Source organism: Ramlibacter sp., assembly GCF_035548915.1.
In the GTDB taxonomy this organism is placed as follows: Bacteria; Pseudomonadota; Gammaproteobacteria; order Burkholderiales; family Burkholderiaceae_C; genus Ramlibacter.
This window is the reverse complement of record NZ_DASZSE010000018.1, coordinates 286,760-298,349: the sequence shown is the minus strand read 5'-3', so window position 1 is coordinate 298,349 and position 11,590 is coordinate 286,760. Positions and strand designations below refer to the sequence as shown.

General features: G+C 68.6%; 10 protein-coding genes. 4 read left to right on the top strand and 6 right to left on the bottom strand.

What is annotated here, in order from left to right:
- Positions 1-153: 153 nt before the first annotated feature.
- Positions 154-1,374, bottom strand: a complete 1,221-nt coding sequence (locus VHA82_RS05520; protein ID WP_325541035.1) for a GGDEF domain-containing protein — start codon at positions 1,372-1,374, stop codon at positions 154-156.
- 87 nt (positions 1,375-1,461) lie between these two features.
- Here VHA82_RS05520 and argA point away from each other — a divergent pair, with 87 nt between their 5' ends.
- The 4 genes from argA to VHA82_RS05500 all read left to right on the top strand — a co-directional run bounded on the left by argA (position 1,462) and on the right by VHA82_RS05500 (position 7,012).
- The gene (argA, locus tag VHA82_RS05515) at positions 1,462-2,811 is read left to right on the top strand and encodes an amino-acid N-acetyltransferase (RefSeq protein WP_325541033.1); all 1,350 of its coding nucleotides are present in this window, start codon (positions 1,462-1,464) and stop codon (positions 2,809-2,811) included.
- A gap of 115 nt (positions 2,812-2,926) precedes the next feature.
- Positions 2,927-4,732, top strand: coding sequence for a hypothetical protein (locus tag VHA82_RS05510; RefSeq protein WP_325541031.1), 1,806 nt, complete (start codon positions 2,927-2,929; stop codon positions 4,730-4,732).
- Positions 4,733-4,777: 45 nt separating this feature from the next.
- Entirely contained in the window at positions 4,778-6,223 is a 1,446-nt protein-coding gene (locus tag VHA82_RS05505; protein ID WP_325541029.1) for a fatty acid--CoA ligase family protein, read from the top strand.
- A 108-nt stretch (positions 6,224-6,331) separates the two neighbouring features.
- Positions 6,332-7,012, top strand: coding sequence for a phosphoribosyltransferase (locus VHA82_RS05500; RefSeq protein WP_325541028.1), 681 nt, complete (start codon positions 6,332-6,334; stop codon positions 7,010-7,012).
- 47 nt (positions 7,013-7,059) lie between these two features.
- Here VHA82_RS05500 and VHA82_RS05495 read toward each other — a convergent pair whose 3' ends face one another.
- From VHA82_RS05495 to VHA82_RS05475, 5 genes are read right to left on the bottom strand one after another with little or no spacing between them, the layout of a single operon-like run.
- Positions 7,060-7,626 (bottom strand): disulfide bond formation protein B, encoded by a 567-nt coding sequence (locus VHA82_RS05495; protein ID WP_325541026.1) that lies wholly within the window; start codon positions 7,624-7,626, stop codon positions 7,060-7,062.
- Between the two features lie 35 nt (positions 7,627-7,661).
- Positions 7,662-8,789: a sulfate ABC transporter ATP-binding protein gene (locus tag VHA82_RS05490; protein WP_325541025.1), complete on the bottom strand. Its 1,128-nt coding sequence runs from the start codon at positions 8,787-8,789 to the stop codon at positions 7,662-7,664.
- Positions 8,786-9,631, bottom strand: a complete 846-nt coding sequence (gene cysW / locus VHA82_RS05485) for a sulfate ABC transporter permease subunit CysW (RefSeq protein WP_325541023.1) — start codon at positions 9,629-9,631, stop codon at positions 8,786-8,788. The genes VHA82_RS05490 and cysW overlap by 4 nt, the downstream gene beginning before the upstream one ends.
- Positions 9,632-10,510 (bottom strand): sulfate ABC transporter permease subunit CysT, encoded by an 879-nt coding sequence (gene cysT, locus VHA82_RS05480; protein ID WP_325541022.1) that lies wholly within the window; start codon positions 10,508-10,510, stop codon positions 9,632-9,634.
- Between the two features lie 6 nt (positions 10,511-10,516).
- A complete protein-coding gene (locus VHA82_RS05475) occupies positions 10,517-11,515 on the bottom strand; it encodes a sulfate ABC transporter substrate-binding protein (protein WP_325541020.1) in 999 nt (332 codons plus the stop codon).
- Positions 11,516-11,590 lie beyond the last annotated feature (75 nt).

Sequence of the window (11,590 nt, the reverse complement as noted above, 5' to 3'; positions counted from 1 at the left end):
CCCGTGCGCCCACACGCCACGGACAAGCGCTCGCCGGGGCGCGTCAGCAGGCATGCCGCGGCATCGCAGGCATCGCAGGCATCGCAGGCATCGCAGGCATCCCGGGCATCCCGGTGATGCCGCGATGCGCACGGCCGGGATGCGGTGCTCGCCTCAAGCGGCATCCCCCAGCGGCAGCTCCGCGATCTGCCCCGCCGAGCGGTCGTACCAGGCGAGCCGGCTCGGATACGTCCAGGCCGTGCGCGACATGGCACGCGCGACGGCCACCGCATCCGTGGGACGCGCATCGGTGGTCGCCACGAGCACGCTCACGCCGACTTGCGGGACCCATTCCGTTCGTTCGCTGTCGAGCGCGTGCGGGTCCCGGCTCGTGCCCACGTCCACCGGCCGCGAAAGCCGCCGGCACACGTCGCGCGCGACCTGCACGAGCCGTTCGGCATCGCGTACGTCGCGCTCCACGAGGATGAAGCCGTCTTCGCCGAGCCGGCCCGCATCCACGAATTCCGGCGTGGAGCGCCGCACGCGCCCCGCGCAGACGAAAAGCGCGTGGTTGAGCGCCGCGCGGCCATGCAGGCTTTCGAGCGCGGACAGATTCGCGATGCTCGCCGCGACGAGGCCGATGGAGCGATCCTCGTCCGGCCGGTGGCGGAACACTTCGCCCAGGAGTTGCCCGGTCTCGTTGTGCGATCGCATGCGCGTGACGGGGTCGTAGCTCGGGCCCTGCGCCATCACCTCCGACAGCTCGATCAGGTACGAGTAGCGCGACCACATCGCCGCCGCGAGGAGCGCGAGATACGCGGTGCCCGCGGATGCGCTCACGAGGTGCACCCAGAGCGGCGCGTCGCCGCCACCGAGCGCGATGCGGCTGAGGCCCGCCAGGGCAACGAGCATGCAGGCGATGCCGCAGACGGCTTCCCAGGCGAGCCGGTCGCCGCGCCGCGCGCTGTGAACGGTGACGGCGAGCATGGCGCAGCCCACGGCAAAGGCCGTGGCCGAGCCGAGGGCGAGCGCCTGCCGCGGCTCGAGCGCCCAGCCGACCGCGACCACCACGAGCGCCAGCGCGAGCAGCGCCGAGCGCGGCCTGCGCGCCGCGGCGCGCGTCTTCGTGAGCCCGAGCAGCGACAGCAGCATGAGACTCAGCGACACGGCCGCGACGACGGCCACGTGCGCGAGCACGCGGGCCTCGGTCTCGGGCGAATCGATCGGGAGCCACCCGAGAAAGGCCCCCACGAAACACGCGGAGATGAGGCCCGAGAGCCCGCTCGTGAGCGCCACGCGCCGCAGCGACCGCGCGAAGGCGAGCACCGAACCGGCCAGCATGAGCACCACCGTGCCGAAGAATGCGCCCCAGAAACCGGCGGCCAGAGTGTCCATCACCCGCGACGATACTCCGCCCGCGCGGCTCGCCGCAGGTGATTCCCTTACACTGCTTGGCTTCGAAGGAGCCCTGCGCCGACGCCGATGTCCGCCGTCTTCAATTTCACTTTCGTTCCCTGGTTCCGCTCGGTCGCGCCGTACATCCACATGCACCGCGGCAAGACCTTCGTGGTCGGCATGGCGGGCGAGGCGGTGGCCGCGGGCAAGCTCCAGCACATCGCGCAGGACCTCGCGCTCATCCAGAGCATGGGCGTGCGCATCGTGCTCGTGCACGGCTTTCGCCCGCAGGTGAACGAGCAGCTGAAGGCCAAGGGCCACGAGGCGCGCTACTCCCACGGCATGCGCATCACCGACGAAGTCGCGCTCGACTCCGCGCAGGAAGCCGCCGGCCAGCTGCGCTACGAGATCGAGGCCGCCTTCAGCCAGGGCCTGCCCAACACGCCCATGGCGGGCTCCACGGTGCGCGTGATCTCGGGCAACTTCATCACGGCGCGGCCGGTGGGCATCGTGGACGGCGTCGATTTCCAGCACTCGGGCGTCGTGCGCAAGGTGGACGTCGCGGGCATCGCGCGCACGCTCGACGCGGGCGCGATGGTGCTGCTCTCGCCGTTCGGCTTCTCCCCCACCGGCGAGGCGTTCAACCTCACGATGGAGGAAGTCGCCACGAGCGTGGCGATCGCGCTGCGGTCGGACAAGCTCGTCTTCCTCTCGGAAGTGCCCGGCATCCGCATCCAGCCGCTCGCGCCCGAGAGCGAGGACAACCCGATCGACACCGAGCTGCCGCTCGCGGCGGCCGAGCAGCTTCTCGCGAGCCTGCCCGATCCGCAGCAGCCCTCGGACATCGCCTTTTACCTGCAGCACTGCGTGAAGGCCTGCAAGGCCGGCGTGGAGCGCAGCCACATCATTCCGTTCGCGACCGACGGGTCGCTGCTGCTCGAGGTCTACGTGCACGACGGCATCGGCACGATGGTGATCGACGAGAAGCTGGAGGAACTGCGCGAAGCCACCGCGGACGACGTGGGCGGCATCCTGCAGCTGATCGAGCCCTTCGAGCGGGACGGCACGCTCGTGAAGCGGGGCCGCACGGAGATCGAACGCGACATCGGCAACTACAGCGTCCTGGAGCACGACGGCGTCATCTTCGGCTGCGCCGCGCTCTATCCGTACCCCGAAGCGAAGACGGGCGAAATGGCCGCGCTCACCGTGTCGCCGCAAAGCCAGGGCCAGGGCGACGGCGAGAAAATCCTGCGGCGCATCGAACAGCGCGCCCGCGCGATGGGGCTGGAGAGCATCTTCGTGCTCACCACGCGCACCATGCACTGGTTCCTGAAGCGCGGGTTCGCCCAGGTCGATCCGGAGTCGCTGCCGGAGGCGCGAAAGCGAAAGTACAACTGGGACCGCCGCAGCATGGTGTTCGTGAAGCGACTGTCGTAGCCGCGCGCCAGCATCGCGACGATATCCCACGTTTGGCCGTTACATTTGGGCGCGGCAAAGAAACGATGCTATAAAGATTGCAAGCAGTTCCAAACATTGGCTTCGAGGAGTATCCATGGCAAGAAAGCCCAGCGCCCTACCCAGCGACAACATCTGCGTCTTCGTGTACGACCAGGTGGTCGGCGACCCGTCCGATGGACAAATGTTCTCCGGCACGATGCTCGGAGGCAACGACAGCTTCTACGGAGAAGACTGCGTCCCCGGTTACGCGGCCCTCGGCGATGAGGTGGACCTCACCCAGAATTCGAGCGGCGGCAAGGACTATTTCGTCGGCGGCGACGGCGTGGGCGACCCGGAAGGCGCCCTGCTCGGCCTCTTCTACGGCGAGGACCTCGGCGAGCTGCCGGCGGTCGTGTTCGGGGGCGATGCGCTCGACATGTGGGACAGCTCCAACGGCGGCGCGGACGAAATGCACGGCGGCACGAACTCCACGACCATCCTGGCCGGGGACGCGCTCGAGGGCATGCACGGCAATTCCAAGGGCGGCAACGACCTCATGTACGGCGGCGACGCCTGGAACAACGACAGCCTCGAGGGCGGCGTGAACCTCATGGTGGGCGACGCGCTCGTCTTCGGCGATTTCTATGGGTTCGCGCCGAACACCCCGATCTCGTCCGATTACGAGGCGCGTTCGGTGCGCGGCGGTGCGGACCACATGTACGGCGGCAACGCCTATGCCGACTGCGGCTCGGACGGCTATGCCATCAACGTGGTGGCGGGCGACGCCGCGATCATGACGGGCACGGGCTCCGGCGGCGCCGACCAGATCACCGGCGGCGACGCCCATGGCACGACCGACGGCTACGCCATTTCGATCAACGCCCTCGTGGGCGACGGCCTGCTGATGGTCGAAGGCGCGAAGAGCGGCAACGACGTCATCGAAGGCGGCAATGCCTGCGGCGACTGCGACGGCGACGGCTATGCGATCAACATCATGGCGGGCGATGCGCTCTTCATGACCGACGCGGCCGTGGCGGGCAACGACGTCCTGTACGGCGGCAACGCCTCCGCGAGTTACGGCGGAGAAGCCGAAGTGCTCAACGCCATCGTGGGCGACGCCCTCATCGCCGACGGCGCGGTGAAGTTCGGCGCCGACAAGATCTACGGCGGCGAAGGCGAATGCTACGGCACGGAAGTCCTCAACGTTCTGGTTGGCGACGTCGGCGGCTCGCTCGACGCGCTGGGCAGCCTCCTTGGCGGTATTTCCCTGCCGCTCATCAGTGGCGCGGCACCCGACGGCCTGGACATCGAAAGCATGTTCGGCGACACGCTGCAGATCCATGCCCTGGACGCTTCCGGGTCGATGCGGCTTGGCAACGACACCCTCACGGGCGGCGACTACGCCGAGAACATCCTCGTGGGCGACGGCTACGCGATGGGCCCGGGCATGCGGGGCGGCAACGACAAGCTCGTCGCCGGCGGCACGGACAGCGAGAACATGATGTACGGCGACGGCGTGATCATGTTCGAAGGCGCCAAGGCCGGCAACGACACGCTCATCGGCGGTTCGAGTTGCGACCAGATGTGGGGCGACGCGGACAGCATGGAGGGCGCGGGCGGCTCCGATCGCTTCGTGATGAGCGTCGATGGCGGTTTCGACACCATCTGGGACTTCCATGCGAGCGAGAAGGATCGCCTCGACCTGTCGGCATTCTCGGACGTCGATCCCGACTTCGCGAACTTCAAGGCGCTCATGGCGAGCGGCCGCATCGAGGCTTCCAGCGACAAGGTGGCGACGCTCGACGCGGGTGCGCCCGTTTGCGGCGTGGTGATCGACCTCAGCACGGACTGCAACGAAGCCCAGGTGTTCCTCGCGGGCGTGACGCTCGATCAGATCAACGCGAGGCTCTTCATCTTCTAAGGGTCGAGAGCCGGTTTGCGCTTTCGCCTCCGGTAGGATCGCGTCATGAATGTCATCGACGCGATCCGTCATCACGTCCGCATGCGACCTCACGACCTGGCCGTGGTTCATCCCGGCGGGTCGCTCGCGTACGGCCAGCTCGGCACCATCGTCTCCGGCCTGGGCGCGAAGCTGCGCGCGCTCGGCATTCGCCCGGGGACGACGGTGGCCATCTACGTCAACGATCCGTTCCTGCATCTCGGGCTGGTCCTCGCCGCGATGCTGGAAGGCATCGTTTCGGTCTCGGCGCATCCGAACTTCGACCCGATGCCGCCGGGCGCGGGCATCGACACGTATCTGGCGGAGGCCCGGCTCGCATTCGAGCCGGCGGCGCCGGTGATCACGGTCGCATCGAACTGGCTCGCCGAAGCCGCTCGCGAGTCGGGCGGCGGCGAGATGCTCGAGGGCCGCGGGTTTGCCGACCCCGGCGCCGTGTGCCGCAAGTTCACCTCTTCCGGCACCACCGGCACGCCGAAGATCGTCGCGCACACGAGCGAGGGCCTGCGCGAGATCGCGGCGCGCGGCCTGATGATGGAGCCGATCTCCGGCGGACCCAATCTCTCGATGATGTGGCTTTCCACCATCGGCGGCTTCAACACGTCGCAAAGCACGCTCTGGCACGGCGGACTGCTCGTGATGGCGACCTTGCCGCACACCGTCCTGCGCGCCATCAACCTCTACCGCGTGCGCTACCTTCGCGCGTCGCCGCAGCAACTGCAGGCCCTGGTCGAGCTCGTGCGCGGGCGCGCGGTGCGCTTCCCGAGCCTCGAGCGCGTCGAAGTCGGCGGCGCATCGACCGCCGCATCGACCGTGGTCGCGGCGCGCGCGCTGCTGTGCCCCAATGTAGTGGGCGTGTACGGCTCCACCGAAGCCGGCATGGTTGCGCAGACGCCCGCCGCGGTGCTGCAGGCGCAGCCGACTGCGGCCGGATACGTGGTGCCCGAAGCCACGCTCGAAATCGTCGACGCGAACGACGCGGTCGTTGCGAGCGGAACCGAAGGCATCGTGCGCATCCGCACACCGGCGATGGCCAGGCGGTACGAGGGCGACGAGGAAGCGACGGCCAGGGGTTTTCGCGATGGCTGGTTCTACCCCGGCGACCTCGGCCGGCTGGGCGCCGACGGCATCGTGCACATCACGGGCCGCACCGACGAGATGATCAACGCGGGCGGCGTGAAGCTGAGCCCCGTGATCGTGGACGATTTCCTCATCACGCAGCCCGGCGTGCGCGAAGCGGCCGCGTTCGCGCGCCGCCAGCCCGGCCGCGGCGACGAAGTCTGGGCGGCGGTGGTGTGCGAAGACGCATTCGACGAAGAAGCCGTGCTCGGCGCCTGCCGCGCACGCCTGAATTCGCGCGCGCCGGTACGCCTCGTGCGCGTGGCCGAGATTCCGCGCAATGCCATGGGCAAGCCCCTGCGCCAGCAGCTCACGCAGCAGGCCGACCGGTTCTGACCTGGATCAGCCACGGCGCGCCGCCGCCAGCGTATTCTCGATCGCATGGACCGCAACCGCCTGAGCGGGGGTCATCGGGTGGGCTTGGGGCATGGGCATGAACGAGGCATGAACGGCATGAACGCCATGAGAAGGATCGGCGACGGCGAGCTGCCCTTTCGGGACCGGCGGCATGCGGGAGCCGTCCTCGCCGGCAGGCTCGCGCACTATCGAGGACGCCCGTCGCTCCTCGTGCTTGCGCTGCCGCGCGGCGGTGTTCCCGTCGCGTTCGAAGTCGCCGGGTCGCTGCAGGCGCCGCTCGACGTATTCGTCGTGCGCAAGCTCGGCTATCCCGGCCACGAGGAATACGCGATGGGCGCGATCGCCAGCGGAGGCGTGCGCGTGATGAACCGGCTCGATGGCCTGCCGGTCTCCGAAGCCGAGATCGAGCGCGTGGCCGCGCGCGAGCAGGAGGAGCTCCTGCGGCGCGAGCGGCTCTATCGCGGCGATGCGCCGCCGGCGGACCTCGCCGGCCGGACCGTCATCGTCGTGGACGACGGTCTCGCGACCGGCGCCACGATGCGCGCGGCGGCCACCGCGATCCGGCAACAGCGGCCGGCGCGGCTGTGCGTGGCGGTGCCGGTCGGAGCGCGAGACAGTTGCGAGGCGATGCGCGACGTGTGCGACGAAGTGGTGTGCGCAGCGACGCCCGAGCCGTTCACGGCCGTCGGCCTGTGGTACCGCGACTTCCCGCAGACGAGCGACGACGAGGTGCGCGAACTCCTGCAACGCGCCCGCGCCACGCACTGACCGCGCGCAGGAGGCCGATCAGCGGCCGCCCGCGGCGCCGCGGCGTCTCACCCCAACTCTCTGCTCCGAGGCACGGAGGCGGGCAATGTCCTCGCAGGATGCGCCGGCCGAAGGGCCATCCACCGCCGCGCCAGCAGCAAGAGGGCCGCGAGCCCGATCGCGCAGAACCAGAGGAACGACCAGTTCGCGATCGACAGCCCGAGAAAGGTCCAGTCGACTTTCACGCAATCCCCGCTTCCGCGAAAGATCATCGGGACTGCCCGGCTCAGGGGAAAGTTCTCGATCATCCCGTAGAAATCGCGCCCGCACGAGGCGAATTCCGGCGGATGCCACTGCAGCCAGCTCTGACGCGCGGCCACGAACGCACCGAAACCCGAAAACACCAGCACCCCGCCCGATGCCGTGGCAAGCACGCCGCGCCCACCGAACGCGGCGCCCAGCGCCGCCGAAATCGCCACCAGGATGAGCGCGTAGCGCTGCACGATACACATCGGGCACGGCTCGAGCCCGACCACGTGCTGCAGGTACGCTCCATACGCGAGCAGCGCGACGCTCACCGCGGCCAACGTTGCGAGAACGCGCCGCGGCGCGCTCGCGAACCAGTACTGAATCATGGCTGTGCGTTTCCCATTCGCGACCTCGTCGCACCCTACCCATTTTCCACGAACACGCGTGCGCGCCGGGGCGTCACGACCAGCGTCTCGCCCTCGCGCAGCCCCATGTCCCGGAACTGCTGCGCCGGAATCTGCGCCTCGATCACGGCGTCCGAGGGCGCAAGGCCGGCTGACTTCGCGGGGGTTGGGGTGTCGTCCGCGGCAATAAGTTCCAGCCGCGCGATCGGGCCGACGACGATCGCGCGCGCTAGCTGCACGACGATGCCGCGCGGCCGCCCCGCCGAGTCGACGCCCGCGCCCGGCGAATAGCGCTCGACTTCGAGGTCGTGCGGCCGCACGTACGCGCAGGCCTTCGCGTTGTTGGCGAAGGCGTGCTCGGGCGACGGCAGCTGCAGGCCGTCGAGGAGCACCTCGCCTTCGTGCGCGCGTCCGTGAAAGAGGTTCACGTCGCCGAGGAAGCCGTAGACGAAGGGGCTCACCGGATGGTCCCACACGTCCTGCGGCGAGCCCACCTGCTCGACGCGCCCGGCATTCATCAGCACCACGCGATCCGCGACTTCGAGCGCCTCCTCCTGGTCGTGCGTGACGAAGATGCTCGTGACGTTCAGCTCGTCGTGCAGCCGCCGCAGCCACCGGCGCAGCTCCTTGCGGACCTTGGCGTCGAGCGCGCCGAACGGTTCGTCCAGCAGAAGGACCTTGGGCTCGACCGCGAGCGCGCGAGCCAGGGCGATGCGTTGCCGCTGGCCGCCCGACAGCTGGGACGGAAAGCGCTCGGCGAGCCAGTCGAGCTGCACGAGCCGCAGCAGCTCGTGCACCTTCGTGCGGATCTCGCTTTCGCGGGGCCGCTGCGCGCGCGGCTTCACGCGCAGGCCGAAGGCGACATTCTCGAACACGGTCATGTGCCGGAAGAGCGCGTAGTGCTGGAAGACGAACCCGACCTGCCGCTCGCGCACGTGCACGCCGGTCGTGTCCTCGCCCGAGAAGAAGATGCTGCCGGTGTCGGCGGTCTCGAGGCCGGCGATGATGCGCAGCAGCGTCGTCTTGCCGCAGCCCGAAGGCCCGAGCAGCGCGACGAGTTCGCCGGGGTCGATGTCGAGCGACACGTCGCGCAGGGCGTGGAATTCGCCGAAGCGCTTGCCGACGTTTCTGATTTCGATGCTCATGTCGTTTCGTCCAGCTCCTGCCGCCACTGCGCGGCGGACTTGATCGCGAGCGTCGCGAGCGCGAGCAGCGCGAGCAGCGACGCGACCGAGAACGCCGCCACCGACTGATACTCGTTGTAGAGAATTTCCACGTGCAGCGGCATCGTGTTCGTCTGCCCGCGGATGTGCCCCGACACCACCGACACGGCGCCGAACTCGCCCATCGCACGCGCGTTGCACAGGATCACGCCGTAGATGAGGCCCCACTTGATGTTGGGCAGCGTCACGTGCCGGAACGTCTGCCAGCCTGTCGCGCCCAGCACGATCGCCGCCTCCTCTTCCTCGGTCCCCTGGGCCTGCATGAGCGGGATCAGCTCGCGCGCGATGAAGGGGAAGGTGACGAAGACCGTCGCGAGCACGATGCCCGGCACGGCGAAGACGATCCTGATGTAGTGCGCCGCGAGCCACGGCCCGAACCAGCCCTGGGCGCCGAAGACGAGGACATAGATGAGACCGGCCACGACGGGCGACACCGAAAACGGCAGATCGATGAGCGTGGTGAGAAGCGCCTTGCCGCGGAAGTCGTGCTTGGCGATCGCCCACGCGGCCGCGATGCCGAAGACGAGGTTCAGCGGCACCGCGATCGCCGCGGTAAGGAGCGTGAGCCGGATCGCCGACCACGCGTCGGGCTCCTTCAGCGCGTCGAAGTACGCATCGAGCCCCTTGCTCAGCGCCTGCGTGAACACCGCGGCCAGCGGCAGCACGAGAAAGAAGAACAGGAAGAGCAGCGCCAGCGCGATGAGCGCGCGGCGCACCCCGGGCGATTCGGCGGTCGCGATGCGTTTTCTCGTGAGGTCCGTCATCTAGATCGCCCCCGCGCGCCGTGTCTGCCACCCCTGCAGCCCGTTGATCGCGAGCAGCAGCACGAAAGAGAACGCGAGCATCACGACGGCCACCGCGGTGGCGCCCGCGTAGTCGTACTGTTCCAGCTTGCCGACGATCACGAGCGGCGTGATCTCCGAGACCATGGGCATGTTGCCCGCGATGAAGATCACCGAACCGTATTCGCCGATCGCCCGGGCGAACGCCATCGCGAAGCCGGTGAGAAGCGCAGGCGCGATCGAAGGCAGGATCACTCTCGTGAAAGTCTGCAGCCGCGTGGCGCCCAGGCACAGGGCGGCCTCCTCCAGCTCCAGCTCCGACTCCTCCAGCACCGGCTGCACGGTGCGCACCACGAACGGCAGCCCGATGAAGATGAGGGCGATCACCACGCCGTTCGGGGTGAAGGCGAGCTTGATGCCCATCGGCTCGAGGTACTGGCCGATCCAGCCGTTGCCCGCGAGGAGCGCCGTGAGCGAGATGCCGGCCACGGCCGTCGGCAGCGCGAACGGCAGGTCCACCAGCGCGTCGACGATGCGCTTGCCCGCGAACCTGTAGCGCACGAGCACCCACGCCACGAGCAGGCCGAACACGACGTTCACGCACGCGGCGGCGAACGAAGCACCGAACGTGAGCCGGTACGACGCCACGACGCGCGGGGAGCTCACCGCCGCCCAGAACTGGTCCGCGGTGAGCGTGAAAGTCTTCAGCACCAGCGCCGCGAGCGGCACCAGCACGATGAGGCACAGGTAGAACAGCGTGTAGCCGAGCGTGAGGCCGAAGCCGGGCAAGACCCTCGTGTTGCCGCCTCGAGGAGCGGCCGCCGCGCCAGGAAGCGGCGCCGCGATGTTCGCGGAGCTCATGGCCTTCTACTTGACGGTGTAGAGCCGGTCGAACTCGCCGCCGTCGTTGAAGTGGATCTTCTGCGCCTGCGACAGCGAGCCGAACAGTTCCTGCACCGTGAAGAGCCGCAGCGGCTTGAACGTTGCCGAATACTTCCTGAGCACGGCGGGGTTGCGCGGGCGGATGTGGTGCTTCGCCGCGATCTCCTGCGCTTCCTCGCCGTAGAGGAAGTTCAGGTAAGCCTTCGCGAGGTCCGCCGTTCCCTTCTTCGCGACCGTGCGCTCGACGACAGCCACCGGGTTCTCGGCGACGATGCTGATCGAGGGATACACCACGTCGACCTTCTGCGCGCCGAACTCCTGGTTCACGGATTCCACTTCGGATTCGAAGGTCACCAGCACGTCGCCGATGTTGCGTTGCAGGAAGGCCGTGGTCGCGTCGCGGCCGCCGCGCGCGAGCACGGGAACGTTCCTGAACAGCTTGCCCACGAATTCGGCGGCCTGGGCGTCGCTCGCGCCCTTCTTCTTCATGTAGCCCCACGCCGACAGGTAGGTGTAGCGGCCGTTGCCGCCCGTCTTCGGGTTCACGACCACGACCTGCACGCCGGGGCGGATCAGATCGTCCCAGTCCTTGATGCCCTTCGGATTGCCGTTGCGAACCAGAAAGAGCATCGTCGACGTGGTGGGCGACGCGTCGTCGGGGAAGCGCTTTTGCCAGTCCTTCGCCACGAGCCCCTTGTCGGCGAGGAACTCGATGTCGGTCGTGGTGTTCATCGTGACGACGTCGGCCTCGAGGCCGTCGGCCACGGCGCGGGCCTGCGCGCTGGAGCCGCCGTGCGACTGTTCGATTTTCACATCGCGGTCGGCCGTCTTCTTGTACCAGGGGACGAAGGCGGCGTTGACGTCCTTGTAGAACTCGCGCGCGACGTCGTAGGAGACGTTGAGAAGCGACTGCTGCTGTGCGCAGGCGATGCCGCCCGTGGTGAGGGCGAACGCCGCCGCGACGATTCTTGCGAAGGTGATCATGATGTCCTTGGATGCACGGCCCCCGCGGGTTCCGGGGCGCCGTGTCGAAATCGGACATTGTCGAGACAGCGCCAT